This window comes from Microbacterium sp. A94, from assembly GCF_051842855.1.
Lineage (GTDB): Bacteria > Actinomycetota > Actinomycetes > Actinomycetales > Microbacteriaceae > Microbacterium.
Window position 1 is genome coordinate 256,201 of the sequence record NZ_JBPXMU010000004.1, and the last position, 26,689, is coordinate 282,889.

Sequence of the window (26,689 nt, forward strand, 5' to 3'; positions counted from 1 at the left end):
AGAGTATCTGGGCTGCTCCGCTCGGACGGGCGGTCAGGTCCGGGAAGCGACGACGTGCGGATGCGTCGCCAGATACTCCTCGAACGCTTCGCGACTGGTTCGGGTCGGTGTGAATCCGAAATCAGCCTTCAGCCGGTCATTCGCCAGAACCGGGCGGTAACGCAGAAACGGCACCTTCTCCGGGCCGTGGGGTGTCAGCCGCAGCATCCGTCCGATCCCGAGCGCAGCGACCAGCACCCACGCCGGGATCGTCAGCAGCGGTTTACCCAGCCGTGCTGAGATCTCCGACACGGTGAGGCGTCCGTCGCCTGCCACGTTGTAGATCCCGGCCGGGCCGTCGGTTGCGGCACGCACCATCGCCGCGGCGACATCATCGACCCAGATGAAAACGAAGGGGGAATCGGAACCGGCAATGCGCAGGATCCGCCGCCCATCCCAGAGCCCCGTGATCTGGTTGTGCACGTCGGGACCGAGGATCGTGCCGATGCGGAATATCACCTGTTCCAAGTCCGGATGCGTGTCGCGGTACTCCGCGAGCATCTCCTCGACCATCCGCTTGTGCTTCGAATAGGGAAAAGCGTCATTGCCGCGTAGCGGCTGGGACTCGTTGATCCACTCCGGGGTGTCGGGGTGATAGCCGTAGGCGGCCCCGGAACTGGACACCACAATGCGCGACACACCCGCCTCCACGCATGCCGCCAGCACATTTGCGGAACCGGTCACATCGACGCGGTACTCGAGATCGACATCAGCGCCGGGGTTGACGATGGCGGCGAGGTGCACGACCGTGTCGATGCGGTGTTCCCGCAACACGGGAGCGATGCTCGCGGCATCCGTCACATCCAGCACGACGTGCGTGACGTCGGCATGCGCGTGGCCACGTTGTGCAACGCTGGCGCGCAGATCCGCCGCGACCACGATCTCCACATCCTCACGCACCGCGAGCATCGAGGCGACATGCGTGCCGAGAAAACCGCTCCCGCCGGTGATGAAAACGCGCCTCATGTGCCGGCCGCCGTGCGGCGGGCGCTCGCATCACCGGACGCTGATCCGGTGCGCTTGCGCGTATGACGTGCCCAGAGGCTGGCGACCACGAGTCCCGCGATGATGTCCCAGATGCCCCACCACCCGGCAACGATCGCCATGCCGCCGAGACCATCGAAGAACGCGAACACGAGTCCCAGGCCGAGCCCAGCATTGCGGATGCCGACCTCGAAGGTGATCGCTTTGCGTTCGCGGGTGCCCAGGCCTCCCGCGACGGCTGTGCCGTATCCGAGAGCGAGCGCGACCGCATCGTGCACCGTCACCACGAGCAGGATGACCCCGAGCACCTGGATGAAGACCGACCAGTTGCCCACGAGAGCCACGACGATGAAGCCGACCAGAGCGATCAGGCTGAACCACTTCACGAACGGGTGCGCCTTCGCGGCAACGACAGGCAGCTTCGCGCGCACCAGAAGCCCGACGGCGAAGGGCACACCGATGATGAGTACGATCTCCAGCAGCATCTTCATCGGTTCCAGTGCCACCTGCTTCAGCACCGTGCTTGCGGTGGGGTGCAGCGAACCCCAGAAGGCGATGCTCAGCGGCATCGCGATGATGTAGAGCAGGTTGCCGACGGCGGTCATCGACACCGATAGTGCCACGTTGCCGCCGGAGCGGTGCGTGAGCACCTGCGAGATGTTTCCCGGTGGGCAGCATGCCACCAGGATCATCCCCATCGCCATGGATGCTGTCACCGGCAGCACCAGCGTCAGAGCGAAGGTGACGAGGGGTAACAGCAGCAGTTGCGCGAGGATCGCGATGATGAACGGCTTCGGATGCTTGGCCACGACCCGGAAGTCGCTCGGGGCGGTGTCCAGAGCGATGCCGAGCATGATCAGACCCAGCACAACGTTCAAGATCGTGAGGGACCCGGGGGTGAAACTCAGGGTGACATCGTCGACGTTCACGCGGCATCCATCGCGGTGCGCTCGGCACGCACGGCCGCACGGTACGCATAGTTGTTCACGTAGTACGCCATGCGGTCAAGACCGAGGTAGTGATAGCCGCCGGTGACGTCCGGCCAGGGCGCACCGGTGACCCGAGCGCGGAAGCGCTCCGCGCGGGCGGGGTCGCGCTCGGCCGCGGCGAGGAACGCGGCAAGCAACTCGGCCTGCTCGAACCGGCCCTGCCAGCCGATGCCGGATGCCTCGATCATCCCCATCATGTACAGCCCGTTGAACGAGGCCGGGAACATGTTCAAGAACAGCCGAGGAGCCGCGCCGTGCCAGGACAGGTGCTCACGATCGACGAACGGATAATTCAGCGAGTAGCCGGTCGCGAGGAGCACGAGGTCGTAGTCACCGCTCGTGCCGTCGGCGAAGTGCACCGTGTTGCCGTCGAACCGGTCGATGTCGGCGCGGATGCGCAGATCGCCCTGCCCCAGATGATTCAGCACCATCGTGTTCACGATCGGGTGCGATTCGTAGAGGCGGTAGTTCGGCTTCGGGAACCCGAATCGCACCGGATCCCCGGTGAACGCTTTCAGTACACGGGTGTCGATGGCCTGCTTGATCCGGGCGGGCAGCGGGCGGCCCTGGTTGAGCGTGTCGGAGGGGCGACCGAACAGGTAGCGCGGCACGAAGTAGTACCCGCGCCGCACGCTCATATCCACCGATGTCGCATGGTGAACGGCGTCGACGGCGATATCGCATCCGGAGTTTCCCGCACCGATGATCAGCACCCGCTTGCCATCGAGTTCGCTGGCGTTCTTGTATGCGCTGGTGTGCATGATCTGACCGGCGAACGACCCGCGAAACGTCGGCACACTCGGCTCGGCGAGCGTGCCATTGGCGAGGATGACGCCCGCGTACCAGCGGGTGCTCTCGCCGTCGGGCCCGGTCGAGGTGAGATCCCAACCACCGTCACGCGGCTGAAGGCGCATCACCCGGGTGTCGAAGCGGAACAGGGCGGCGAGGCCAAAGTGATCGGCGTAATCCTGGAAGTACTGCCGCAGCACCCGGTGATCGGGATAGTCGACCTTGCTGCGCATCGGGAATTCGGCGAACTCGGTGGTCGTTCGTGATGAGATCAGGTGCGCCGAGGCATACATCGTGCTGCGCGGATTGTCGATGTCCCAGAGCCCGCCCACCCGGTGCGAGGACTCGTAGCCGTCGACCTTGATGCCACGTTTCTGCAGCGCTCGGGCTGCGGCCAGGCCCGAGGGGCCGGCACCGATGATGGCAAAACTGCTCATTCTTCTCCCCGCACGACGGTGTGCACGATCCGCCCCTTCGGGTAGAGCGGATACCCCTTGATCGTAGCCGCGGAGTTCAGTCCATACGCAAGTCGCGCTGCCGCGCGACGAACACCTCGTGCACGGCGGCGAAGAGCGGATGCTCCGGCTCGAGCCCGGTGACGGTCGAGGTGAGTACATCGGCGTCCTCGGAGAGCAGCATCCGCTTCAGCTCAACGGATTGCTCATCGGCAGGGTCGTCGAATGCGACGGCGGCGGCGACAGCATCCACGAGTGCCCGCGTCGACAGGTCGCGTTCAGCGGCCTGGACAGCCGGGCCGATGAAGCGTTCATGGCGGGAGAGCTTACGCAAGGGCTGGCGCCCCACGCGCGCCACGGTGTCAACGAGAGCGGGGTTGCGGAACCGATCCAGGATCGTGCCGCGGTACTCGGCGAGCTCAGCCGGATCCAGGCCGTGCACGGCGGTGAGCATCGCTGAGGTCTCCTCCAGTGCAGCGCTGACGCGGGCGGCGATGCTCGGATCGGCGAGGGCGTCCGAGATCCGCTCGATCCCTGCCAGCGCGCCGAAGTATGCCGTCGCCGCGTGTCCGGTGTTCACCGTGAAGAGCTTGCGCTCGATGTATGGACCGAGGTCGTCCACGAAATGTGCGCCGGGAATGTTCGGCAGGTCGCCGTTGAAGGGGCCCGCTTCGATCGCCCATTCGAAGTACGGCTCCACGGTGACGTTGACGCCGCCGCCTTCCGGCTGTGCGGGCACGATCCGATCGACCGCGGTGTTCGCGAAGACTGCGCGGCCGAGGATCTCGACCGCGTCAACGCCCGCAGCCTTCTCGATCTCGACACGCAGCTGATCGGTCGCACCGATGGCGTTCTCGCAGGCCATGACCTTCACCGGCGCGCGATCGTCGGAGCGGCGGCTAAGTCCTGCAACGATGGCCGGTGCGATGAAGCGCAGCACGGTCGGCCCGACAGCGCAGGTGACTACGTCTGCGGTCGCGACTTCATCTGCCACGGCATCCGGATCGGTCTTGCTGTTCACCGCGCGAAAGCCAGTGACGACGTGATCGACGCCGCCGGGGCCCGCCTCGTGGACGGTGTACGAGTCGGCGGCGTTGATGGCATCCACCAGGGCGTCAGCGACATCGGAGAAGACGAGTTCGTAGCCGCCCTCGTGCAGCAGCAGACCGACGAAGCCGCGTCCGATGTTGCCGGCGCCGAAGTGAACGGCTTTCATCCCGCGTTCACCGCTCATGATTCATTGACAGCAGAGAGCAGGGCGAACAGCTCATCGGGAGTCTGTGCGGCGTTGAGTTTCGCGACGTCGTCCTCTTCGGAGAACAGGATCGCGATCTGGGAGAGAATCTCGAGGTGCTCGTCGCCTCGACCGGCGATGCCGATCACGAAGGTGGCTTGGTCGCCGGCCCAGTCCACGCCGCCGTCGTAACGGACGACGGACAGTCCAGAATCGAGGATCGCGGACTTGGTCTCGTTGGTGCCGTGCGGGATGGCCAGGCCATTGCCCATGAAGGTCGACACCGTCTCTTCGCGCAGACGCATCGCATCGACGTAAGCGGGAGTGACGGCGCCAGCCGCGACGAGGATATCGGTCGCCTCCTGCAGCGCGTCATCCTGGGTGGCGGATCCGGCGTGGATACGAACCTGGCCGATTGTCAGAATGCCCATGATTTCTCCTTCATTGTGAGGTGGGGGCGGATGCAGCTCGCATCCGCCCCCACCAGATCGATTACTCGTCGGATTCCTTCTGCTCGCGCACCATCTCGACGACCTCTTCATACTGCGGGGCATTCATGAAGTTGTCGACGGAAACATGCAGCGAGTTCGGGGACTGCCCCTTCGCGCGATCGGTCAGCTGCTGCTGGGTGATCACCAGGTCGGCTGTGCCGTCGAGGTTCGCGATGGCCTGGTTGACGACGGTGACGCCTTCGACTCCGGCCTTCTTCAGCTTGTTGCGGAGCACACTTGCGCCCATGGCGGACGAGCCCATTCCCGCGTCGCAGGCGAACACGATGTTGCGGATCGGAGCGGTGGCGACGGCGGTGGCCGATGCCGTGGTCGCGGATGCTGCTGCGGCCATGCCGGACAGTGTGCTGGAGGACTTGCCCTTGTTCGCCTCGGTCTTCGCGATCGCTGCGGCCAGCGGGTCGCCGCTGGCGGCTTCGGCTGCGATGTCGCGCTTGCGGGAGGCGAGCAGGATCGGCGCACAGATGGCAAACGTCACCGCTGCGGAGAACACCACCGAGCAGATCACACCGAGGTGGCTGCCGGGGGCAGTCTGGATGAGTACCGCGAAGATCGATCCCGGGGCCGCCGGAGCGACGAGACCCGCCTGGAAAATCATGTTGGTGGCCACGCCGGTCATACCACCGGCGATCAGACCGAGGATCAGCATGGGCTTTGCGAGCACGTACGGGAAGTACACCTCGTGGATGCCGCCGAGGAACTGGATGATGAACGCGCCAGGCGCTGTCGCCCGGGCGACGCCCACACCGAACACGGTCAGCGCGAGCAGCATGCCCGCGCCGGGCCCGGGGTTGGCCTCGATGAGGAACAACAGGCTGCGTCCGGTCTCCTGAACCTGCTCGGTTCCGAGCGGAGTGAACACACCGTGGTTGATGGCGTTGTTCAGGAACAGCACCTTGGCGGGCTCGACGATGATGCTCGCCAGCGGCAGCAGTCCGGTCTCCACGAGCCAGCCCACAGCGCTACCGAGGATGTCGGTGATCCAGCGCATGACGGGCGCGAGCCAGAAGAACGATCCCAGTGCCATGAAGAAGGCCACGAAGCCAGCCGAGAAGTTATCGACGAGCATCTCGAAGCCGGGCTTGACTTTGCCCTCCCACGGCTTCTCAACCCACTTCAGTACGAGCGCGGTCAGCGGGCCGACGATCATGGCACCGAGGAACATCACGGTGCCATCGGCACCGCTGATGACGCCCATCGCCGCGACGGCGCCCACGACACCACCGCGGTGCCCGTGCACCATCCGGCCGCCCGTGAACGCGATCAGCAGCGGCAGCAGGTACGTGATGATCGGGCCGACGAGGCCGGGGTAGTTGACATCGCCGATCGTGCCGCCACCGAGAATGGCGGAGTCGGCCCACTGCCAGGACTCGACCGGGCTGTTGCTGCCGAGCCAGCCGTCGGGGATGAATAGCGCGGTGATGAAGCCCCAGGCGATGAATGCTGCGATGTTCGGCATCACCATGCCGGACAGGAACGTGCCGAACTTCTGCACGCGTACTCTGAGGCCGCCCTTCTTCGGCGCCTCTGTTGACGTCGTCGTCATGATGTCGTCTCTTTCTGGTGTGAAGGGAGGACCGCGGCAGCATCTGCCACGGCATTGCGTGCACCGGTGGCGTCATCCGCAGCCAGTGCCACTTCGGCAAGGCGCTTGGCCTCATCGAGGGTGCGCTCTGAGAGCGCCAGTCGAACATCTGCGAGCGCGGCGGGTGCCATCGACAAACTGGTGGCGCCCAGGCCCACCAGCACGACGGCCAGCAGCGGGTCGGCAGCGGCTTCACCGCAGATTCCGACCGGCTTTCCGGTGCGGACGCCGGCGGCGCCGACCTCACCGACCAGACGCAGCACGGCCGGATGCCAGGGATCCTGGAAGCCTGCGACCGAACCGAGCATGCGGTCAGCGGCCATCGTGTACTGGGTGAGGTCGTTCGTCCCGATCGAAGCGAAATCCGCGTGCGCGAGCACCCGGTCGGCGAGCAGCGCGCTGGCGGGAACCTCGACCATGACCCCGGCCGTTTTGATGCCGTACTCACGGGCGAGAGAGGTGAAGTACTCCGTCTCCTCGACGGTGGTCACCATCGGCGCCATCACCCACAGATCAGCATCGGTAGCCGCATCCGCCTCGGCGAGCGCGGTGAGCTGTTCGCGCAGGATGTCTTCGCTGGCGCGCAGGGAGCGCAACCCGCGAAGCCCCAGCGCCGGGTTCTCCTCATGGGCGTCGTTGAGGAAGGCCAGGGGCTTGTCGGCGCCGGCATCCAGCATCCGCACCACGACCTTCTTGCCGCTGAATGCGGCCAGTAACTCCTGGTAGGACTGGCGCTGTTCGGCGACGGTCGGCGCCTGCGCGGAGGAGAGGAAGAGGAACTCGGTGCGGAACAGTCCGACGCCCTCAGCGCCACGGGCCACCGCGTCTTCGGCGTCAGCCGGCTTTCCCAGGTTCGCCAGCAGAGCGATCGCCGTGCCATCGGCGAGTGCGCCCGGTGTCGGCGGTGCGCTCTCGGCGGCGTTGCGTGCGGCTGCCCGCTGCGCTGCGCGTCCGAGCTGTTCGACGCTGGGGTCGGTGGTGACGGTGTTCGCACCGGCATCGACGATCACCATCGTCCCGTTCTGCAGCGACGGAGCATCCGCCGCCCCCACGATCGCGACGATGCCCTTCTCCCGAGCGAGGATCGCGGTGTGGGAGGTCGGGCCGCCGTCGCTGGTGACGAGGGCGAGCACCTGGTCGAGGTTCAGTAGGGCTGTGTCGGCAGGGGCGAGATCGCGTGCGACGAGCACGAAGGGATGCCCGGGATCGGGCACACCGGGAGCGGCGACGCCGCGCAGTTCGGCGAGCACGCGCTGGGCGATGTCGTCGAGGTCTGCGGCGCGCTCGCCGAGATAGCCTCCGACGGCTTCCAACGTCGCGCGGAATCCGGCGAAGGCGTCGTGCACGGCCCACTCGGCGGTGCTGCCGTCGTCGATTCGCGTGTCGACCTCGTCTTGCAGCGTCGGATCTTCGGCGATCATTGCCTGGGCTTCGAGCACTTCCTGAGCGGATCCGCCGGCGGCGTCAGCGCGCTTCTGCAGCTCTGCGGCAACCGCCGCGACCGCTTCACGCGCACGCGTGCGCTCCGCTTCCACGCCGAGAGCGCTGGGAGTGCTCTCCGGGTCTGGCAACGCCTCAGCCATGCGGACGACCGGCCCTTGAGCGACGCCTGAGCCGATGCCGACTCCTCTGAGCTCAGTCATCCCGCTGACTCCTGATCGTGATCGGTGGTGATCAGCTCGGTCAGCGCGTCGAGCACACCGTCCGCTCCGTCTCCCTCAGCCGACAGCGTCACATAGTCGCCGTACTCGAGGGCGAGGGCGATGATGCCGAGGATGCTGGCGGCGTTGACCGGTTTGCCGGAATCCTTGGCGATGGTCACCGGGATGCCGGACTCTTTAGCTGCCTGGGCGAAGATCTTCGCCGGGCGGGCGTGCAAGCCGTGGGATGAGCCGATTCGGACGGTTCGTGAGACAGCAGTCATGATGTTCCTTTCGCAGCGGATGAGGAGGCGGAGATCGCGGTCTGAGCGATCGCGAGAGTACGGGAGCCGTCACGATCGGCGAACACATCAGCCGGAAGTACGGCGACGGTTCCGCTGGCTGCGGCACCGATTGCATCGAGGCGTCCGGAGAGGTGCGGGCCGATGAGGACGAGATCGGCGAAGGCTGTGGCGACGGTGCTTTCCGTCCCGGCGGACGTGTCCCAGTCGAAGCCTGCGTCGGATGCCGCTCGTCGGAGTCGCTGTGCGACGAACGTGCTCGATGCGCCCGCGCCGCACACCACCAGAATCCTCATTGATGCCACCTCTTCCTGTTCTCCATTCTGGGAAATTCCTGTGAGGGATGCCACCAGGTTCCTTTCCGCCCCTGCGGAACACCGGGCGTCGCCCCCGGATGCTCCCCGGACTGGCATCATGGGAAACCAACGCACTCAGCGGAGGAGGACGATGTCGCGCCAGCGTCAGGACCAGCTCCTGCAGGCATTGCTGCGTCAGGACGACTGGGCGACGGCAGCCAGCCTCGCCGATGTGCTCGGGGTCACGCCGCGCAGCATCCGCTCCTATGTCGCATCCCTCAACGCGCGTACTCCTGCCGCCGACGCAGTCGAATCCGGGCCCGCCGGGTACCGCGCCGGCATCGGTGCGCACGACGCACTGCGCATTCGCGTCGCCGGAGAATCAGCGCCACGCGACCGCCTGCACGCACTGGTGCGGATGCTGTTGGACGCGGCTGACGGCATCGACATCTATCAGACCGCTGAGCGGATGCATGTGAGCGAGGCGACGGTGGAGTCCGACCTCACCCGCGTGCGGGGCCTGCTGGGAACCGGCGAGCTCCGGCTGGAGCGCGACCGCGAAGTCGTTCGTCTGCGCGGAACTGAAGTCGCCCAACGGCGGCTATTGAGCAGGCTGGCGCACGACGAGATGGATACCGGGTCGTTCCATCCGGAGAGCATTCGTCGCGCACTGACCGGCACGACGGTCGCCGCCCACGCCGTGGCTCCGTTCAAGACGGCACTGGTGCGCGAGCTCGGTGAGCTCGGCTACTTCGTCAACGAACTGGCGATCTCGGATGTGCTCCTGCACATCGCGATCGCCGCCGATCGCGTCTCTGCCGGGCGCGCATTGGAGACACCGCTTGCCGGCACGTGGGAAGAGATTCCCAAGCTCGGCGGCGTCATCAGCCGGCTCGCGGGCGAGCACTTCGGTGTGGCCCTCGGTGACGGCGACAGCGCCCATCTGGCGACGCTGGTGCTGACCCGGGCCATCGCGCCGGGGCAGGGCACGGCATCCGATGCGGTGCGCAGCGGGGTCGACCCGGCCGTTGAAGCCGCCGTGCGCGCCGAGATCGTGCAGGCGGCGGCGGACTACCAGGTCGATCTTGTCGACGAGGCTTTCATCCTGCGTCTCGCGCTGCACGTGCAGAATCTCCTGCGCCGCGCCGAGGAGCAGGCCTGGACGCGCAATCCGCTGACGCGTTCTCTGAAGTCGTCATATCCGATGATCTTCGAGGTCGCCGTCTCTATCGCCAGCGGGCTGCACGACCGACTGGGCGCGCCCATTCACGACGACGAGATCGCTTACATCGCTATGCACATCGGCGGTCGGCTCGAGCGAAGCCGCAAGGCCGAGACGATCCTCACAGCCACAATCGTGTGCCCGGGCTATTACGAACTGCACGAGTTGCTGCGCTCTAGCGTCGATCGCTCGCTGGGCTCCTCGGTCGAGGTCATGAGCGTCGTGACCACCGTCGACCCGGACTGGGCGAGCATCGACACCGATCTCGTTCTCACCACGATTGACCCCGGAGCCAGCGGCGACCGCTTCGTGCGGATTCAGCCGTTCCTCACCGACGCCGATGTCGAGCGGGTCTCGCAGACTGCCGCGCGCATCAGGCGCGGGCGACGACTCACGCACCTGCGGGAGGAGCTCTCGCGATACTTCTCCGCTGGCGCCTATGTGCACCCACTGCCCGATGAGGGTGAGGAAGCCGTCATCCGCCGGCTCGGCGGACTGCTGGTGGATGCCGGCCTCATCGGTGATGACTACGTTGAGAACACGATCGTGCGTGAGCGGATGTCGTCGACCGCGTTCACAGATGCGCTGGCGGTGCCGCACGCCCTGCAGATGACCGCTCAGCGCACCGCCATCGCGATTGGCGTGGCGGACGGTTCTGTCGCCTGGGGCGAGGGGCGCGTGCAGGTCGTCGCGCTGGCCGCCTTCAGCGAGAGCGATCGCACGGCGTTCCAGACGGTGTTCGAACAGCTGGTCGAGGTGTTCAGCGAGCGCGATAGCGTGCAACGGATCGTGCGGCGCGGTACGACCTTCGAAGGGCTGCTCGACGAGCTGGTCGCTGTCATCGACGGCTGATTCGCACCGACCCAGTTCAGGCCTGCGGATCCAGCACAGCCGCCATCGCGTCGAGCACCGCATCCGCAGCAGGTGCCCGGGCGGTGCGCAGCGTGATCAGCTCGCCATCATCCAGTGCCAGGTCCATCACGGCCAGGACGCTTGAGACGTCGACCACGACGCCCGCAGACGTGGTCAGGGTCACCGGTTCCGAATACGCCAGAGCGAGACGGGCCAACTCCGCGACAGGCCGCGCATGCAGGCCGTTGTCGGAGTTGATCACCACCTGTCTCATCCGCATCGGATGCCTCCTGTTCGAGTGTTACCTGGCTCTTCCAGCGATGGTAGCTGTGCTCAGGCCGTGACGGTCCTGCCGACGAGGACCAGTGTCAGGAGCGATCCTCCAACAGTGCCTGCGCGCCGGATTCCAGTTCGGCGACGATGGCTTTCGCCTCCGCTGCCGAGGGCGCCTGAGCATCCAGGTAGACCTTGAGCTTGGGTTCGGTGCCACTGGGGCGAACGATCACCCGCGAACCGTCGGCGAGCCGGTATCGGAGCACATCACCGGAAGGCTCGCCGGAGGCTGCCTGCATGAGGTCCTCGGCAGAGTCGATCACCGTGCTGCCGATGCGCGTGGGCGGCAGCGTGCGCAGCGAAAGCATGACCTTGCTGATGATCGACAGGTCCTCGACGCGCACCGCCACCTGGCCGCTGGCGAAGTGGCCGTAGGTCTCACCGAGGTCAGCCAGCAGGGAGCCGATCGTCTCGCCGCGCTCGTGCGCCTCGGCGGCGAGCCCGAGCACAGCGATCGCGGCAGAAATGCCGTCCTTGTCGCGTACCGTCTCCGGGTTCACCAGGTATCCCAGCGCTTCTTCAAACCCGAACACAGCCCCGGGTGCGCGGGAGATCCACTTGAAGCCGGTCAGCGTTTCGTGGAAGTCCAGCCCATGGTGCGCGGCGATCACGCCGAGACCGGGAGAGGAGACCAGTGAGCATGCCAGGGATGCGCCGGCCTGGCCCTCCGCCGCGCGGGCGGCTCTGGCACCGAGCAGCAGACCGATCTCATTGCCGCTGAGGCGACGCCAGCCGCCGGCGACGTCGGGGTCCGGGATCGCAACGCCCAGGCGATCCGCATCGGGATCGTTGGCGATGATGAAGTCGGCGCGGGTGCGCCGAGCCGCGGCGAACGCGAGATCCATGGCGCCGGGCTCTTCCGGGTTCGGGAACGCGACCGTACGGAAGGTCGGGTCGGGGCGAAGCTGCTCGCCGACAGTCTTCGGGTGCGAATAGCCGGCCTCGCGGATGATCTTCGAGAACGTCTCCCAACCAACACCGTGCATCGCGGTGTACACCCAGGTCAGCTCCTGTGCGGCTGCCGGCGCCGGGGCGACGGCGGCAGTGTCGGTGATGTACGCCTGAACCAGATCTTCACCGGCGACCTCGTACGTGGCCGAGCGCGGCAACGTCGTGATGCTTCCGGCGTCCGCCACGCGTTGGATGTGAGCTGCGATCTCAGCGTCAGCGGGCGACACGATCTGTGCTCCGTCGTCCGCGCCGCCGAGGTACACCTTGTATCCGTTGTCGGCCGGCGGGTTGTGGCTGGCCGTCACCATGACACCGGCATCGGCACCGAGGTGCCGCACCGCGAAGGCGAGCACGGGGGTGGGTAGCAGACGCGGCAGCAGAATCGTGCGCAGCCCGGCGCCGGCGAACAGTTCAGCAGAATCCAGCGCGAACCGGCGCGAGTTGCGGCGACCGTCATAACCGATCACGACGGTGGGGGTGCTGCCGCCTGCGCGTGCGAGCAGATACGAGGCGAAGCCGCTGGCAGCCTGCGCGATCAGCACGCGGTTCATCCGGTTGCTGCCGGCGCCCAGGGCACCGCGCAAGCCGGCGGTGCCGAAGGCGAGGCGGGTTCCGAAACGGTCGTCGAGATCGGCGACGGCCGTGACGTCTCCGGCAGCGGCCCGGGTGATGATTCCGGCCAGCTCGTCGCGGGTTTCCGCATCCGGGTCCTGGCGCAACCAGGCGCGCGCCTGGGACAGTCGTTCGGTGATGTGCTCGGCGGTCTCGGTGTACTCGCTCACAGCGCCGCCACCACACGTGCCAGCAGATCCGAGATCACCGGTTCCGCTTCCTTGCCGGCCTCGATCACTTCGGTGTGGCTCAGCGGTGTCTTCTGGATGCCGGCGGCGAGGTTCGTGATCAGCGAGAAGCCGAGCACCTCCATGCCTGCTTCGCGAGCGGCGATCGCCTCCAGCGCCGTCGACATGCCGACGATGTCGCCGCCGATGGCCTTCGCCATCTGCACCTCGGCCGGAGTTTCGTAGTGGGGTCCGCGGAACTGCGTGTAGACGCCTTCATCGAGCGAAGAGTCGACCGTGTGCGCGATCTCGCGAAGACGCGACGAATACAGGTCGGTGAGGTCGACGAAGTTCGCACCCTCGAGTGGCGAATCGGCGGTGAGGTTGATGTGGTCGCTGATGAGAACGGGCTGGCCCGGCTTCCACGTCTCACGGATGCCGCCGGCGCCGTTGGTGAGCACCATGATCTTGGCCCCCGCGGCCGCAGCGGTGCGGACGCTGTGGACGACGCGGCGAACGCCGTGGCCCTCGTAGTAGTGGGTGCGTGCGCCGATCACGAGAACGTGCTTGCCGTTCGGGGTGCGGATGCTGCGCAGAGTGCCGACGTGGCCCTCCAAAGCAGGCTTCGAGAAGCCGGCGACGTCGGTGGCGGCGATGGTGGCGACGGTCTCGCCGATGAGCTCGGCGGCTTTTCCCCAACCGCTGCCGAGGGTGAGGGCGATGTCGTGCTTCTCGATGCCGCTCAGCCGTGCGATGTCAGCGGCGGCGCGGGCTGCGACCTCGAACGGATCAGCGTTCGGAGCGTCGAGAGGATTGTCGTGAATGTCGGTCATGGATCCACTCTAAGCAAGGTGACGGCAAGAGGGGGAGGAGTGGGGAAGAATAGAGGGTATGTCTTCCACTCCTTTCGAGCGCACTCAGCGCGTTGCCGTTCTCGGCGGCGGCCCCGGCGGTTATGAAGCGGCACTCGCTGCTGCCCAACTCGGCGCCGAGGTCACCCTCATCGAACGCGTGGGAGTGGGCGGATCTGCCGTCCTCACCGACGTGGTGCCTTCGAAGAGCCTCATCGCCACCGCGGATGCCGCCGTGGCGATCGCGGAGGCCAGCGACCTCGGAGTGCAGTTCTATGCCAAGGGCGGGAACGGCAAGCCGTTGAAGCCCGAGATCGCGATCAACCTCGCCGCCGTCAACAAGCGTCTGTTGGCGCTCGCCGGACAGCAGTCCGAAGACATGCGCAACACGCTGCTTGAATCCGGGGTGCGGATCCTCTCCGGCCACGGCCGTCTCGAGGGGCCGAACGCGATCACCGTGTCGACGGGGCCCGGCGGCACGGACTTCGATCGTGTCGAGGCCGACACCATCATCGTCTCCGTTGGTGCATCGCCGCGTGAGCTCGATAGCGCCAAGCCCGACGGTGAGCGCATCCTCACCTGGACGCAGCTGTACGACATGAAGGCGCTCCCGGAGCATCTGATCGTGGTCGGTTCGGGTGTCACCGGTGCGGAGTTCGCCTCGGCATATATGAACCTCGGTGCACAGGTCACCCTCGTTTCGAGCCGTGATCAGGTTCTCCCCGGCGAAGACCCGGATGCCGCGCACGTGCTTGAGAAGGTCTTCAAACGCGGTGGCATGACGGTGCTCTCCAAGTCGCGGGCCGACAGCGTCGAGCGCACCGAGAACGGCGTGCTCGTCACGCTTTCCGACGGACGCACGGTTGAGGGCAGTCACTGTCTGATGGCCGTCGGGTCGGTGCCGAACACCGCAGGCATCGGCCTGGAGGAGTCCGGCATCGAGCTCACCGAGTCTGGGCATGTCCGGGTGAACCGGGTCGCGCGCGCTTCGGTGCCGAACGTCTACGCGGTCGGCGACTGCACGAACTTCATGCCGCTGGCATCTGTCGCATCGATGCAGGGGCGCACCGCGGTGTTCCATGCGCTCGGTGACATCGTCATCCCGCTCGACAAGATCAAGGTCACCTCGAACATCTTCACCGCCCCCGAGATCGCAACGGTCGGGTACGGCGAGAAGGATGTCGAGAATGGCGCGGCCGACGGCCTCGTCTACAAGCTGCCGCTGGCTGCCAACCCGCGCGCGAAGATGATGGGGATCAAGGACGGCTTCGTCAAGATCATCGCGCGCAAGGGCTCGGGCACCGTCATCGGCGGAGTGATCGTGGCGCCGAAGGCCTCGGAGCTGATCTACCCGATCGCAGTGGCTGTGGAGCGTCGTTTGACGGTCGATCAGGTTTCGCGCGTTTTCGCCGCGTACCCGTCGCTGTCCTCGAGCATCACGGATGCTTCGCGCGCGATGCACCTCGTCAATATCAGCTAGGCGCGTTTCGCTCGCCTCGAGGTGAGACGATCGCCTCGAGGCGAGGCGAGGCGAGGCGAGGCGAGGCGCTCGACTCGGGGTCAGTCGATTGTGAGCAGCTGGTGCCCGGCCGAGACTGTGGCGCCGGCGGTCGCATTGATGTTGGCGATGACGCCGTCCTTGTGCGCCTGCAGCGGCTGCTCCATCTTCATCGCTTCGAGCACGACGACCAGGTCGCCCTTGACGACCTCCTGGCCCTCTTCAACGGCGATCTTCACGATGGTGGCCTGCATGGGCGACTTGACCGCGTTTCCGGATGCCCCGGCTGAGACAGACGTGGCGTGGCTGCGGCGCGACGGCGGCACAGCAGCGGGGCGCCCTGCGGTTCCGGCGGCGACGGTGACGCGCTCGGGCAGGCTGACCTCGAGCCGCTTTCCGGCGACCTCGACGACGACCGTGTGGCGTGCCGGGGCTGCGGCTGGGGCTTCCAGCTCGCCGTCCCAGGCCGGGATGTCATTGTCGAACTCGGTTTCGATCCAGCGGGTGTAGATGCCGAACGAGCCGCCTTCTGCGGTGAATGCTGGGTCACGGACGACCTTGCGGTGAAACGGCAGCACGGTGGGGAGTCCGGAGACCTCGAACTCATCGAGCGCACGACGCGCACGCTCAAGCGCTTCATCGCGGGTGCGTCCGGTGACGATGATCTTCGCCAGCAGGGAGTCGAAGGCGCCCGATACAGCGTCGCCCGCAGTAACGCCCGAGTCCAGACGGATGCCCGGGCCACCGAACGTCTTGAAGACGTGGATCGGGCCCGGCTGCGGCAGGAAGCCGCGGCCGGGGTCTTCGCCGTTGATGCGGAACTCGAAGGAGTGGCCCACCGGCGTCGGATCGTCGTAGTCGATTGTGCCGCCAGCGGCGATGCGGAACTGCTCGCGCACCAGGTCGATGCCGGTGACCTCTTCGGAGACCGGGTGCTCGACCTGCAGGCGGGTGTTCACCTCGAGGAACGACACCGTGCCATCAGCGCCGATGAGGAACTCGCAGGTGCCGGCGCCGACGTAGCCGACCTCTTTGAGGATCGCCTTGGATGCCGAGTACAGCAGCTCGTTCTGCTCATCGGTGAGGAAGGGAGCGGGTGCTTCTTCGACCAGCTTCTGGTGACGGCGCTGCAGTGAGCAATCGCGCGTGGAGATGACGACGACGTTTCCCGCGGCATCCGCCAGGCACTGGGTCTCGACGTGGCGGGGCTTGTCGAGATACTTCTCCACGAAACATTCGCCGCGTCCGAACGCGGCAACGGCCTCGCGGGTCGCGGACTCGAACAGCTCGGCGATCTCGTCCAGTTCACGGGCAACCTTGAGTCCGCGTCCGCCTCCGCCATAAGCGGCTTTGATCGCGATCGGCAGTCCGAACTCTTTCGCGAAGGCGATGACCTCGTCTGCGGTTTCGACCGGGCCAGGGGTTCCGGGGGCCAGGGGAGCGCCCACCCTCTCGGCGACGTGACGTGCGGTCACCTTGTCGCCGAGCGACTCGATGGCTTCCGGTGACGGGCCGATCCAGATCATGCCGGCGCCGATGACGGCGCGGGCGAAGTCGGCGTTCTCAGCGAGGAACCCGTAGCCCGGGTGCACAGCATCCGCTCCCGCACGGCGGGCGATCGAGAGGATCTTGTCGACCTGCAGGTACGTGTCTGCGCTCGTCTCCCCGTCGAGGGCGTAAGCCTCGTCCGCCAGACGCGAGTGCATCGCGTCTCGGTCCTGGTCTGCGTAGATGGCTACCGAGGAGATCCCGGAATCACGAGCGGCGCGGATGATGCGTACGGCAATCTCGCCGCGGTTAGCGATGAGGACCTTGGCGATAGCGGGCATGAATGTCAGCCTAGCGAGATCACGCCCGATACTTTTGACGACCCCCCACAAGAAATTGTCGAAAACGTAGCGCGATGTCTACGACCACAGATCCGTCCACGTGATGCCGAGTTCTGCGCACAACCGACGGATCGTCGATAGCGACATTCCGACGACCGTCGATGGGTCGCCATCGACACGGGTGATGAACGCCCCGCCGAGGCTGTCGACGGTGAAGGCGCCTGCGACGTGCAGCGGCTCTCCGGTGGCGACGTATGCCGCGATCTCCTCGTCAGTGATGTCGGCCGCGAACGATACGGCGGCCTCGGCGACAGCGGTCGCCTCCTGCGGCTCAGCGCCCGGCCGAACCCGGAATACCGAATGTCCGGAGTGCAGCACGCCGGTGCTGCCGCGCATCAGCTTCCACCGCAGGGTCGCCTCCTGCGCGGTGTAAGGCTTGCCGTAGACCCGCCCGTCCAGGGCGAACATCGAGTCGCCGCCGATCACCAGGCCGTCGAAGGAAGCGTCCTGGGCTGCGAGCCGGTGTGCAACATCAGCAGCCTTCGCTCGAGCCAGCAGCAGCACGAGCTCGTCCGGCGCCAGATCGCGCCCGCGTTCGGCCGCCGCAGCGGCGGCCACGGCATCCTCGTCCGTCTTCGGAGAGCGGGTGATCGGCTCGATGCCTGCCTGGCGCAGCAGCATGAGGCGGGCGGGGGAGGTCGAAGCGAGGCAAACCTGCATGTTCACCACCGTATCCTCGTAGGATGCCCTCTTCTGCACGCGACCTCGACCTCGATATCACCGGCATTGCGCACGGTGGCACTTTCATAGCCCGTCACGAGGGTCGAGTGGTATTCGTCTCCGATGCGATTCCGGGAGAGCGGGTGCGCGTGCGCATCACTGACCCGGCGGGTGGATCGGCGGCCGACACGCGGAAGTTCTGGCGCGGCGAGACCGTCGAGGTGCTGGACGCGTCGCCGCACCGACGTTCGCACGTGTGGGCTGAGGCCGACATGACTCGTGACCCTGCCGACCGCGCCGGCGGCGCCGATCTCGGCCATATTAATCTCGATCACCAGCGCACGCTGAAGCGCCAGGTGCTGCAGGAGGCGCTGGACAAGTTCGCCGGCCCCGGCCTTGAGGCACCGGCCGTAACGCCGGTAGACGATGGCGACGGCACCGGCTGGCGTACGCGCATTTCGCTGCACGTCGACGATGACGGTGTGGTCGGTCCGTACGCCGCTCGCAGTCACCGGGTCATTCCGGTCTCCTCCTACCCCCTGGCGCGGCGCCGTGTGCGCGCCGAAGCGCTGTCGATCAAGAACGCCAAGCCTGGGCGCATCGATCTCGTCGAATCGGCCGATGGCAGCGTGCACGTGCTTCGCCGCCCGCAGAAGGGCAAGCGGCCGGTCGCTCCCGTCATTCGGGAGAAGGTCGGCGAGCGCACATTCCAGGTGGATGCCGATGGCTTCTGGCAGGTGCATCCGGCAGCGGCAGCCACGTTGGATTCCGCCGTGAAGCGCGCCCTCACCGGACGCGTTGAAGCCGGCTCGGCGCATCTTGACCTGTATGGCGGTGTCGGTCTGTTCTCCGCCTCGCTCGCCGATCTCGGCGCGACGGAGATCGTCACCGTGGAATCCAGCAGCCGGGCAACCCAGCATGCTGCCCGAAATCTCGAAGACTTCGGCGTCAGCGCCGTCACGGCACGGGTCGACCAATACCTCGCCGGTGCGGCAGGCGGAGCCCAGATCGGCACCGTGGTGCTCGATCCGCCGCGCGCCGGTGCCGGTCGCGCCGTTGTCGAGGGCATCCATGCGCTGAGTCCCGAAGCGATCGTCTATGTCGCCTGCGATCCGGTCGCGCTCGCTCGTGATCTCGGCACCTTCCGTACACTCGGCTGGCAGACCGGTTCTCTGGAGGCCTTCGATCTGTTCCCGCACTCGCATCATTTCGAGGTCGTCGCACTGCTCACCCGATGAATACTCAGCAGATCGATAGGCTGGACTCATGAGCAGGGTCGCACTCATCGATGATCACGAGTCCGTCCGCCTCGGACTCGAGCTTGCGTGCGAGCGGGGCGGGGCGCAATCCGTGGTCTTCTCCGGCAGCACGGTCGGGTCGTATCTCGAATGGCGAAAGTCCGCGCGCGCGGCATCGGCCGATGTCGTCGTGCTCGATCTGACTCTCGGTGATGGCACGACGGTTACCGAGAACGTGACCGCGCTGGTCTCGGACGGGGCGAGTGTCGTGATCCACAGCGTGGCCGATCGGCCGGCCGCCGTGCGCGAGGCGCTGGCCGCCGGTGCCGCCGGTGTCGTGAGCAAATCTTCGTCGCTGGACGACGTCCTCGACGCGATCAGCACGGTCGCCCGAGGTGACGCACTGAATAACGTCGAGTGGGCGAGCGCTGTTGAGGGCGACCGCGAGTTCGCGGATGCGCAGCTGGCCGCCCGTGAGCGCGAGGTGCTCCGGCTGTACGCCACCGGGTTGCCGCTGAAGGTCGTCGCCGAGCGGCTCGGGGTCGCATACTCCACGGCGAAGGAGAACATCAACCGGGTGCGTGTGAAGTACGTCGAGGTCGGGCGCCCCGCGCGGACCAAGATCGATCTGCTGCATCGCGCGATGGAAGACGGCATCGTCACCGGCGAGGGGCTCACGGGTGTCGGCTGACACCGCCCTCAGCGATGCGTGGAGCCGCATCCCTTCACCGGGCACGGCCGAGACGGAGTTCGAGCGTTTCACCGGTAAGCGGATGGAGCGCATCCTGGCCACGGTCGTCGCGATCGGTTCGGCTCTGCTCGGCGTTCAAGCGCTGGTTGCCGCCGCTGCGGGTATTTCGCGGGGGGCGACGCCCGGGTACACGACGCTCGTCGCGATCGTCTACGTGCCGCTGATCGCGATGCTCACCGCCTGCGTGCTGGGGCGTGCGGTCAGAGTCTCGGCCGGGGTGTTTGCGATCGTCTACGTGATCGCACTTGCCGCGTGGCCATTGGTGATCGATGCTGGCGCCGGCGACGGACAGCCGTGGATCTTCTTCCTGGTCAACGTCGGGGTCGCTGCGGCGATGCTCGCCTTTCCGATGAAGCTGCAGCTGGTCTGGGCGTTCGGGGTGCCACTGGTCTACGGCTATGTGCGGCTGGTCGAGGGCGAATTCACGAGCCGGTTCTGGACGATGACCGCGTTCGACGTATCGTTCACGATCATCCTCGGCATCGTCATACTGTCGCTCGGGTGGATGTTCCGCTCGGTCGCAGCCGGCGTCGATGATGCTCGTGGCCGCGCCGTGGCCTCATACGCTGCGGCGGCGGCCGCTGCCGCGGCAGAAGAAGAGCGGGTCGCGATCGCCGCGCTCATGCACGACAGCGTGCTGGCCGCGCTCATCGCCGCCGAACGCGCTGCCACCGATCGGGGTCGGGATCTCGCCGTCTCGATGGCCAGAGAAGCGCTGACGAGGCTCGCGAACACGGATGCCGGCGTCGCCCAGGAAGGCAGTGACGAACCGGTCGGAACCGCGCAGGTCGTCGTCGAGCTGCGCCGGGCCCTGTCCGAGCGCGGCGCCGACGCGATCGTCGAAGAGCAGGGGACGGCCGGTCCCATTCCGGGGCGGGTCGCACGAGCGGTCGTGCTGGCTGCACGTCAGGCCATCGGAAACTCCGTCGATCACGCGCGGGGGCGCGGGCTGCATCTGATCGTCAATGGTTACGGAGCGCGGGGGCTCTCGGTGACGGTGTCCGACACGGGGCCTGGTTTCGATGTGGATGACATTGGCGAGGATCGCCTCGGCATTCGAGGGTCCATCATCGCGCGAATGGCGGGTGTCGCCGGCACCGCGACCATCGTCTCAAGCTCGGTGGGAACCACCGTCACGCTCGGATGGGAGCGCCCATGAACCGCTCTGTGCGCAGCATCGCCACCGCGCTCGCGGTCGGATTCGCCGTCTATTTCGCTGCTCGTGCCGTGTGGTGGATCGTGCAGCCGACGGCCCCGCTGGTCATGGTCGCAGCGATTCTGCTCTACCTGATCGTGATGCTGGCCACCGTGCTGATGGAGACCTCGGGCGGGATCCGGATGCCGCTGTGGTGGGGCGTGGTCGCCGTGGTCGCCAGCAGCGTGATTCCGACGATGGTGAGTGCTTCGCTGCAGCCGACGCATCGCACCGAACCCTTCGCAACCTGGTACATCGGTGCGCTGGGGCTGTTGGCCGTGGTGTGCATCGTCCGGCGGCGTCCGATTGCCGGCTGGCTGGTACTGCTGGTGCTGACGGTGGCGTCCGCAGTGCATCTCGGATTCGTCGTCGCGCTGGAGTTGGGTCTGGTCGGCTCGATCATGTGGACGCTGGTCGCGCAGCTTCTGGTGCTGTTCTGGGACCGTGCGGTGCGTGACACCGAACGCCTGGCAGATATTCAGCAGGCGGTGTCGGCCTGGCATGCAACTCAGCTGGTGCGCCAGCGGGAGCGTCGCGTTCGGGTGCAGTACGCACTGGCGACAGCGGGTCCGGTCCTGGCGCGCACGGTGGCTTCGCACGGCCGACTCACCCCGGAGGAACAGCTTGCGGCCCGCCTTGCCGAGGGGCGTCTGCGCGACGAGCTTCGCGGTGCGAGTCTGCTCAACGACGCCGTTCGTACCGCGATTCAACAGGCTCGACTTCGGGGTTCGGCAGTGACCGTGTTCGATGAGGGCGGGCTGAACGAACTCGATGAGCTGCGTCGCGCCGAGATCCGCGATGAACTGGCGGAGGTAATTTCGCGCGCCGACGCCGGACGCGTGATCATTCGTGCCGCGCAGGATGCGCGCACCGCAGTCACCGTGGTGGGGCGATCGGGTGCCGGCGATTCCTCCGACGAGGACACCGTCGGGCTTTGGCATGAGATTCCTCGCGAGCGCGACTGAGCTGCTGTTGGACTGAGCTGCAGCGTGGCTGGGCTGCAGCGTGGCTGGGCTGCAGCGTGGCTGGGCTGCAGCGCGGCTGAGGCAAAAAGATGGGCGAGGGGCGGCTGTTCAGCCTGCCCCTCGCCGTGTGCGGTGCAGTTACCCGAAAACTGACCGCGGATGGTCGATCCGCGTCTGCCTACCCTGGGGCAGAGAGACCGACCGAACGCGAAGCGTTGAATCAAGTCTGTCGAAGCGCAAGCAAATTGTCTGTAGGTATTTTGGGGGACAAGAATTCCGGGTCATGCGTCATGATGGAGCGGTGAGTGTGCGGCGCCGTGGAACGAACCTTCCCAAGATGGGCGACTTCAATCAGTCCGTGATCTTGGAGGTGATCCGTCGATCCGTCGAGGGGTTGAGCCGGACCGAACTGGCGGATGCGACGGGGCTCTCCGCGCAGACGGTGACGAACATCACCCGACGGCTGCTGGATGACGGCCTGATCGAAGAGGCCGGTCGCGTCATCGCGGGGCCGGGCAAGCCGCGCACGACGTTGCGTTTGAACGCATCGAGTCGGATGTCGATCGGTGTGCATCTGGATCCGGCCGTCATGACGTTCGTGCTGCTGGACCTTGCCGGCGCAGTGATCCAGCGCAGTACGCGGCGCACTCCGACCAATGATCCGCGCCAGATCATCAAGACGATGGCGGCATCGGTCGACGACCTCATCAAGCGCTCCGGGGTGGAGAGGGAGCGGATCTCCGGGATCGGCGTTGCAACGCCGGGACCGCTGGATGCCGCTCGAGGCACAGTCATCGACCCGCCGAAGCTTCGAGACTGGCATCGAGTGCCGCTGCGGGATGCCCTGGCCGAGGCGACGGGATTCCGCGTCACTCTGGAGAAGGACACCACCGCAGCGTCGGTTGCCGAGCTGTGGACCGGGGCAGGTCCCGCTGACGCCTCGTTCCTGTTCGTATATCTGGGCACCGGCATCGGCACCGGACTCGTGCTGGACGGCGAGGTCGTTCACGGTGCATCCCGCAACGTCGGCGAGGTCGGCCACCTCATGGTCGATGCCGATGGTCCGGAGTGCGGATGCGGCAGGCGAGGATGCGTCGAGGTCGTCTGCACCCCGCAGGCGATCGTCGAACGTGCCGAGCGGGCCGGTGTCTTCGCCGATGATCGTTTCAGCAGCGATGCGGGCTTTGTCGATGACCGATTCACGGAGTTGTGTGCGCGCGCAGCGGCGAAGGATGCCGATGCCATGGCCGTGCTCCTTGAAGCAGTCGGGCACCTGTCGGTGCTCATCTCGAGCCTGACGAACATGCTGGATGTCGATCGCGTCGTGCTGGGCGGACCTTTCTGGGCGCGCGTTGAGGCGCAGTACCTGAACGAGTTGCCGAAGCTGCTGGAACGGCAGAGCGCCACGAGCGCGGTCCGTGATCTCCCGGTGTTCGGCACTGTCGTCGGCGACGATGTGGCGGCGGTGGGGGCAGGGTGTGTGGTGCTTGACGAGGTGCTGTCGCCTCGGGCATCCGCTCTTTTTCTCGATCACTGAGCCGAGCTGCACGACAGAGTATTGCGAAGCTCTTGACAGGAGTAAATCTAATCGATTTACTATTAGGTATCCCTTCGCTTTGGAGTTCGCTGCCGAATGCATGACACATCCGTGTTGATCGAAGCTCGTGTACGTCGTTTCATCAAAGAGCGTCTGTTACCGAATGTGTACCTGGATCGGGTGCCGCTGACTTTAGCGAGCTGGGATGTGCCGGGGGAGCCGGTACCGTTCGCTGATGCTGTAGGTCAGGTCTTTGAACCGTTCGTCGTAGGGATGCGCTGGGGCCGTCCGTGGGGGACGACGTGGCTACGAGTGACAGGAACGGTACCGGAGGCACCCGGTGCCGAGTTGCTCTTCGACCTCGGCTTCAACGCGGCCGAGCCCGGATTTCAAGCAGAGGGCACTGTCTACCGGCTGGACGGCACGATCGTCAAGGCGGTGGAGCCGCGCAACGCCCACGTACCGCTGGACGCGGCTCCGGGGGAGTCCTTCGAGCTGTATCTCGAGGCGGCAGCCAACCCGGATGTCGCCGACGGCTTCCGCGACTTCCTCCCGACGCCGCTGGGAGAGTTGGAGACGGCCGGCACCGACCCGCTGTACACCTTCGCCTGCGCAGACATCGCCGTGCGCGACATCGTCGTGTGGGAGCTGTTGCAGGATGCGCGTGTGCTGGTGCAGCTGATGGCTGAGCTGCCCACGGGATCGCCGCGGCGCGCTGAGATCCTGCGCGCGCTGGAGCGAATGGTCGACGCCGCTGACCCCGACGATGTCTCGGGTTCGGCTGCGGATGCACGGGCAGAGCTCGTCGGCGTGCTCTCATCACCGGCATCCGCTTCTGCGCATCGCGTACATGCGGTCGGGCACGCGCATATCGACTCGGCCTGGCTGTGGCCGGTGCGCGAGACGCAGCGGAAGATCGCGCGGACCTTCTCGAACGTGCTGTCGTTGCAACGGGAGACGGACTTCGTGTTCGCCGCTTCGTCGGCGCAGCAGTACGCCTGGCTGAAGCGGTATCAGCCGGAGCTGTTCTCGCGGGTGCGCGAGGCGGTGGCATCCGGCCGTTTCGTGCCGACCGGCGGAATGTGGGTCGAGTCCGACACGAATCTCCCGGGTGGCGAGGCGCTGGCGCGTCAATTCGTGCGCGGCAAGCGATTCTTCATCGAGGAGTTCGGTGTCGAGCCGTTGGATGTCTGGTTACCCGATTCCTTCGGTTACTCGGCGGCGCTGCCGCAGATCGCGCGCGCGGCGGGTTCGCGGTGGATGCTGACGCAGAAGATGTCGTGGAACGAAACGAACACGATGCCGCACCACACTTTCTTCTGGGAGGGCATCGATGGATCACGTATCTTCACGCACTTCCCGCCCGTCGACACTTACAGCGCGCAGCTGACAGCGGCGGAGCTTGCCAGGGCCGAGCGTCAATATGCCGAGAAGGGCATGGCGAACACGTCGCTCGTGCCGTTCGGATACGGCGACGGCGGTGGCGGCCCCAACCGTGAGATGCTGGCCGCGGCGACGCGCCTGCGTGATCTGGAGGGATCGCCGACGGTTACGCTGTCCAGTCCCGCGGAGTTCTTCACCGCGGCGGAGGCGGAGTATCCGAATCCGCCGGTGTGGTCGGGGGAGATGTACCTCGAATTCCACCGCGGCACCTACACCTCGCAAGCGCGCACGAAGCGTGGCAATCGGCGCAGCGAACATGCGCTGCGCGAGGCGGAGCTGTGGGCGACGGCGGCGGCATTGCGCGGCGGGACGTATCCCTATGACGAGCTGGATGGGATCTGGGAGACCGTGCTGCTGCAGCAGTTTCACGACATTCTGCCGGGCACATCGATCGGGTGGGTGCATCGGGAGGCCGAGCGCCGTTACGCCGAAGTGCTGGCGGCGACAGAGCGGATTATCGCGACGGCGCTGGAGAAAGTCGTCGGTCAGGGTGAGACCGCGTTGATTGTGAACGCCGGGCCCTACGCGCAGGACGGCGCGTCCGCGATGGGGATCGCCGCCGCCGAGCGGCGTGAGGCAAAGCCCGCGACAGTCGTGCGCAGAGATGGCGGATTCGAGCTGTCGAATGAACACCTGACGGTTTACATCGACGGGGAGGGGCTGCTCGGTTCGCTCATCGTCCGTGCGACCGGACGTGACGCGATCGCACCGGGGGAGAAGGGCAACCTCCTGCAACTGCACCGTGACACGCCAACGCAATGGGATGCCTGGGACATCGATGAGCACTATCGCCGTCATGTCATCGACCTGACCGATGTGGTCTCGATCGAGCACAGCGCGCATCCCACTGCGGCAGTCGTCTGCGTGGTTCGCGGCCGGGGGGCCACGCGAATCACGCAGACCCTGACCCTGGCCGCAGACGCGCAGGCGCTTGATATTGAGACGACGGTGGACTGGCACGAGCGGCAGAAGCTGCTCAAGCTGACTTTTCCGCTGGATGTGCATGCCGATCACTCCAGCTCGGAGATCCAGTTCGGGCACGTGCGGCGTCCGACGCATGCGAACACCTCATGGGACATGGCGCGCTTTGAAACGGTCGCGCACCGGTGGGTGCATGTCGGCGAGTCAGGTTTTGGCGTTGCAATCGCGAACGACGCGACGTACGGTCACGACATCACCCGCGCGCCTCGTGCCGGAGGTGGCACGATGACGAATGTGCGACTCTCGCTCGTTCGGGCGGCGATGTATCCCGATCCGGACGCCGATCAAGGTGAGCACACCTTCCGGGTCAGTATTCGCCCGGATTCTTCAATTGCGGATGCCGTGCACGAGGGGTATCGGCTGAATCTGCCGACGCGCACGCTCGTCGGGGCGGATGGCTTCGCCCCGCTGGTTTCAGTGTCGTCGGATGCGGTGGTGGTGGAAGCGGTGAAGCTCGCCGAGGATCGCAGCGGAGATGTGATCGTTCGACTCTACGAGGCGCACGGCGGTCGTGCATCGGCCAAGTTGTCGACGTCGTTCGAGTTCGACCGGGTGTGCGAGACGGATCTGCTGGAGCGCGAAGTGGATGCTGTGGCGCTTGATGGCGACGATCTCACGCTGCGCCCGTTCCAGCTCGTCACGCTGCGTTTCGCCGCGCCACGCCTCGTCGGCTGAACCGGCCAGCTCCAGGTGCGTCGGAATCAGCCTGAGCTTGTCGCCGA

The 26,689-nt window shown here is 66.3% G+C and carries 22 protein-coding genes; 8 read left to right on the forward strand and 14 right to left on the reverse strand.

The features are described from left to right. Nucleotides 1–33 precede the first annotated feature (33 nt). From ACSU1L_RS12490 to ACSU1L_RS12530, 9 genes are all read right to left on the reverse strand, one after another. Complete coding sequence (locus tag ACSU1L_RS12490; RefSeq protein ID WP_439256010.1) at nt 34–1,005, reverse strand: SDR family oxidoreductase; 972 nt, start codon at nt 1,003–1,005, stop codon at nt 34–36. Then, complete coding sequence (locus ACSU1L_RS12495) at nt 1,002–1,952, reverse strand: bile acid:sodium symporter family protein (RefSeq protein WP_439256011.1); 951 nt, start codon at nt 1,950–1,952, stop codon at nt 1,002–1,004. The genes ACSU1L_RS12490 and ACSU1L_RS12495 overlap by 4 nt, the downstream gene beginning before the upstream one ends. Next, nucleotides 1,949–3,238, reverse strand: coding sequence for a flavin-containing monooxygenase (locus tag ACSU1L_RS12500; protein ID WP_439256012.1), 1,290 nt, complete (start codon nt 3,236–3,238; stop codon nt 1,949–1,951). The genes ACSU1L_RS12495 and ACSU1L_RS12500 overlap by 4 nt, the downstream gene beginning before the upstream one ends. Before the next feature lie 76 nt (nt 3,239–3,314). Continuing rightward, the gene (locus ACSU1L_RS12505; RefSeq protein WP_439256079.1) at nt 3,315–4,472 is read right to left on the reverse strand and encodes a mannitol-1-phosphate 5-dehydrogenase; all 1,158 of its coding nucleotides are present in this window, start codon (nt 4,470–4,472) and stop codon (nt 3,315–3,317) included. A gap of 14 nt (nt 4,473–4,486) precedes the next feature. Then, a complete protein-coding gene (locus ACSU1L_RS12510; protein ID WP_438255111.1) occupies nt 4,487–4,921 on the reverse strand; it encodes a PTS sugar transporter subunit IIA in 435 nt (144 codons plus the stop codon). 61 nt (nt 4,922–4,982) lie between these two features. Then, on the reverse strand, nt 4,983–6,545 hold the full coding sequence (locus ACSU1L_RS12515) for a PTS mannitol transporter subunit IICB (RefSeq protein ID WP_438255112.1): 1,563 nt from the start codon (nt 6,543–6,545) through the stop codon (nt 4,983–4,985). Continuing rightward, nucleotides 6,542–8,227: a phosphoenolpyruvate--protein phosphotransferase gene (gene ptsP / locus ACSU1L_RS12520; RefSeq protein WP_438255113.1), complete on the reverse strand. Its 1,686-nt coding sequence runs from the start codon at nt 8,225–8,227 to the stop codon at nt 6,542–6,544. The genes ACSU1L_RS12515 and ptsP overlap by 4 nt, the downstream gene beginning before the upstream one ends. Then, nucleotides 8,224–8,508: an HPr family phosphocarrier protein gene (locus ACSU1L_RS12525; RefSeq protein WP_438255114.1), complete on the reverse strand. Its 285-nt coding sequence runs from the start codon at nt 8,506–8,508 to the stop codon at nt 8,224–8,226. The genes ptsP and ACSU1L_RS12525 overlap by 4 nt, the downstream gene beginning before the upstream one ends. Continuing rightward, nucleotides 8,505–8,822 carry a PTS sugar transporter subunit IIB gene (locus tag ACSU1L_RS12530; RefSeq protein ID WP_438255115.1) on the reverse strand — a complete coding sequence of 106 codons (318 nt, stop codon included), beginning with the start codon at nt 8,820–8,822 and terminating at the stop codon, nt 8,505–8,507. Before ACSU1L_RS12530 ends, ACSU1L_RS12525 begins: the two co-directional genes overlap by 4 nt. A 151-nt stretch (nt 8,823–8,973) precedes the next feature. Here ACSU1L_RS12530 and ACSU1L_RS12535 point away from each other — a divergent pair, with 151 nt between their 5' ends. Beyond that, nucleotides 8,974–10,896 (forward strand): BglG family transcription antiterminator, encoded by a 1,923-nt coding sequence (locus ACSU1L_RS12535; protein ID WP_438255117.1) that lies wholly within the window; start codon nt 8,974–8,976, stop codon nt 10,894–10,896. Nucleotides 10,897–10,912: 16 nt separating this feature from the next. On the opposite strand, the gene ACSU1L_RS12540 is transcribed toward ACSU1L_RS12535, so the two are convergent. The 3 genes from ACSU1L_RS12540 to ACSU1L_RS12550 all read right to left on the reverse strand — a co-directional run bounded on the left by ACSU1L_RS12540 (nt 10,913) and on the right by ACSU1L_RS12550 (nt 13,792). After that, complete coding sequence (locus ACSU1L_RS12540; RefSeq protein WP_438255118.1) at nt 10,913–11,176, reverse strand: HPr family phosphocarrier protein; 264 nt, start codon at nt 11,174–11,176, stop codon at nt 10,913–10,915. A gap of 88 nt (nt 11,177–11,264) precedes the next feature. Continuing rightward, nucleotides 11,265–12,962: a phospho-sugar mutase gene (locus tag ACSU1L_RS12545; protein ID WP_439256013.1), complete on the reverse strand. Its 1,698-nt coding sequence runs from the start codon at nt 12,960–12,962 to the stop codon at nt 11,265–11,267. Continuing rightward, nucleotides 12,959–13,792: a purine-nucleoside phosphorylase gene (locus ACSU1L_RS12550; RefSeq protein ID WP_439256014.1), complete on the reverse strand. Its 834-nt coding sequence runs from the start codon at nt 13,790–13,792 to the stop codon at nt 12,959–12,961. The genes ACSU1L_RS12545 and ACSU1L_RS12550 overlap by 4 nt, the downstream gene beginning before the upstream one ends. Before the next feature lie 58 nt (nt 13,793–13,850). On the opposite strand from ACSU1L_RS12550, the gene ACSU1L_RS12555 reads away from it, so the two are divergent. After that, nucleotides 13,851–15,290: an NAD(P)H-quinone dehydrogenase gene (locus tag ACSU1L_RS12555; protein WP_438255122.1), complete on the forward strand. Its 1,440-nt coding sequence runs from the start codon at nt 13,851–13,853 to the stop codon at nt 15,288–15,290. 80 nt (nt 15,291–15,370) lie between these two features. Here ACSU1L_RS12555 and ACSU1L_RS12560 read toward each other — a convergent pair whose 3' ends face one another. Both ACSU1L_RS12560 and ACSU1L_RS12565 read right to left on the reverse strand, forming a co-directional pair. Continuing rightward, on the reverse strand, nt 15,371–17,137 hold the full coding sequence (locus ACSU1L_RS12560) for an acetyl/propionyl/methylcrotonyl-CoA carboxylase subunit alpha (protein WP_439256015.1): 1,767 nt from the start codon (nt 17,135–17,137) through the stop codon (nt 15,371–15,373). 78 nt (nt 17,138–17,215) lie between these two features. Beyond that, nucleotides 17,216–17,857, reverse strand: a complete 642-nt coding sequence (locus tag ACSU1L_RS12565) for a Maf family protein (protein WP_439256080.1) — start codon at nt 17,855–17,857, stop codon at nt 17,216–17,218. Between the two features lie 23 nt (nt 17,858–17,880). Between ACSU1L_RS12565 and ACSU1L_RS12570 the strand changes: the two genes are divergently transcribed. The 6 genes from ACSU1L_RS12570 (at nt 17,881) to ACSU1L_RS12595 (ending at nt 26,642) form a co-directional block, all read left to right on the forward strand. Further along, nucleotides 17,881–19,095, forward strand: coding sequence for a class I SAM-dependent RNA methyltransferase (locus tag ACSU1L_RS12570; protein ID WP_439256016.1), 1,215 nt, complete (start codon nt 17,881–17,883; stop codon nt 19,093–19,095). Between the two features lie 28 nt (nt 19,096–19,123). Beyond that, entirely contained in the window at nt 19,124–19,786 is a 663-nt protein-coding gene (locus tag ACSU1L_RS12575) for a response regulator (RefSeq protein WP_439256017.1), read from the forward strand. Further along, nucleotides 19,776–21,005 carry an ATP-binding protein gene (locus ACSU1L_RS12580; RefSeq protein WP_439256018.1) on the forward strand — a complete coding sequence of 410 codons (1,230 nt, stop codon included), beginning with the start codon at nt 19,776–19,778 and terminating at the stop codon, nt 21,003–21,005. Before ACSU1L_RS12575 ends, ACSU1L_RS12580 begins: the two co-directional genes overlap by 11 nt. Further along, entirely contained in the window at nt 21,002–22,006 is a 1,005-nt protein-coding gene (locus tag ACSU1L_RS12585) for a hypothetical protein (RefSeq protein ID WP_438255127.1), read from the forward strand. Before ACSU1L_RS12580 ends, ACSU1L_RS12585 begins: the two co-directional genes overlap by 4 nt. A gap of 337 nt (nt 22,007–22,343) precedes the next feature. Then, complete coding sequence (locus ACSU1L_RS12590; protein ID WP_439256020.1) at nt 22,344–23,543, forward strand: ROK family transcriptional regulator; 1,200 nt, start codon at nt 22,344–22,346, stop codon at nt 23,541–23,543. A 96-nt stretch (nt 23,544–23,639) separates the two neighbouring features. Further along, nucleotides 23,640–26,642 (forward strand): alpha-mannosidase, encoded by a 3,003-nt coding sequence (locus ACSU1L_RS12595; RefSeq protein ID WP_439256021.1) that lies wholly within the window; start codon nt 23,640–23,642, stop codon nt 26,640–26,642. The last annotated feature ends 47 nt before the right edge of the window (nt 26,643–26,689 follow it).

What these genes read in the sequence shown, in the direction of transcription:
- ACSU1L_RS12540 (WP_438255118.1), bottom strand. Translation starts at nt 11,176, where the DNA reads ATGCGGATGAGACAGGTGGTGATCAACTCCGACAACGGCCTGCATGCG.
- ACSU1L_RS12500 (WP_439256012.1), bottom strand. Translation starts at nt 3,238, where the DNA reads ATGAGCAGTTTTGCCATCATCGGTGCCGGCCCCTCGGGCCTGGCCGCA.
- ACSU1L_RS12585 (WP_438255127.1), top strand. Translation starts at nt 21,002, where the DNA reads ATGAACCGCTCTGTGCGCAGCATCGCCACCGCGCTCGCGGTCGGATTC.
- ACSU1L_RS12570 (WP_439256016.1), top strand. Translation starts at nt 17,881, where the DNA reads ATGCCCTCTTCTGCACGCGACCTCGACCTCGATATCACCGGCATTGCG.
- ACSU1L_RS12560 (WP_439256015.1), bottom strand. Translation starts at nt 17,137, where the DNA reads ATGCCCGCTATCGCCAAGGTCCTCATCGCTAACCGCGGCGAGATTGCC.
- ACSU1L_RS12565 (WP_439256080.1), bottom strand. Translation starts at nt 17,857, where the DNA reads ATGCAGGTTTGCCTCGCTTCGACCTCCCCCGCCCGCCTCATGCTGCTG.
- ACSU1L_RS12505 (WP_439256079.1), bottom strand. Translation starts at nt 4,472, where the DNA reads ATGAAAGCCGTTCACTTCGGCGCCGGCAACATCGGACGCGGCTTCGTC.
- ACSU1L_RS12510 (WP_438255111.1), bottom strand. Translation starts at nt 4,921, where the DNA reads ATGGGCATTCTGACAATCGGCCAGGTTCGTATCCACGCCGGATCCGCC.
- ACSU1L_RS12595 (WP_439256021.1), top strand. Translation starts at nt 23,640, where the DNA reads ATGCATGACACATCCGTGTTGATCGAAGCTCGTGTACGTCGTTTCATC.
- ACSU1L_RS12515 (WP_438255112.1), bottom strand. Translation starts at nt 6,545, where the DNA reads ATGACGACGACGTCAACAGAGGCGCCGAAGAAGGGCGGCCTCAGAGTA.
- ACSU1L_RS12535 (WP_438255117.1), top strand. Translation starts at nt 8,974, where the DNA reads ATGTCGCGCCAGCGTCAGGACCAGCTCCTGCAGGCATTGCTGCGTCAG.
- ACSU1L_RS12525 (WP_438255114.1), bottom strand. Translation starts at nt 8,508, where the DNA reads ATGACTGCTGTCTCACGAACCGTCCGAATCGGCTCATCCCACGGCTTG.
- ACSU1L_RS12590 (WP_439256020.1), top strand. Translation starts at nt 22,344, where the DNA reads ATGGGCGACTTCAATCAGTCCGTGATCTTGGAGGTGATCCGTCGATCC.
- ptsP (WP_438255113.1), bottom strand. Translation starts at nt 8,227, where the DNA reads ATGACTGAGCTCAGAGGAGTCGGCATCGGCTCAGGCGTCGCTCAAGGG.
- ACSU1L_RS12530 (WP_438255115.1), bottom strand. Translation starts at nt 8,822, where the DNA reads ATGAGGATTCTGGTGGTGTGCGGCGCGGGCGCATCGAGCACGTTCGTC.
- ACSU1L_RS12490 (WP_439256010.1), bottom strand. Translation starts at nt 1,005, where the DNA reads ATGAGGCGCGTTTTCATCACCGGCGGGAGCGGTTTTCTCGGCACGCAT.
- ACSU1L_RS12575 (WP_439256017.1), top strand. Translation starts at nt 19,124, where the DNA reads ATGAGCAGGGTCGCACTCATCGATGATCACGAGTCCGTCCGCCTCGGA.
- ACSU1L_RS12555 (WP_438255122.1), top strand. Translation starts at nt 13,851, where the DNA reads ATGTCTTCCACTCCTTTCGAGCGCACTCAGCGCGTTGCCGTTCTCGGC.
- ACSU1L_RS12550 (WP_439256014.1), bottom strand. Translation starts at nt 13,792, where the DNA reads ATGACCGACATTCACGACAATCCTCTCGACGCTCCGAACGCTGATCCG.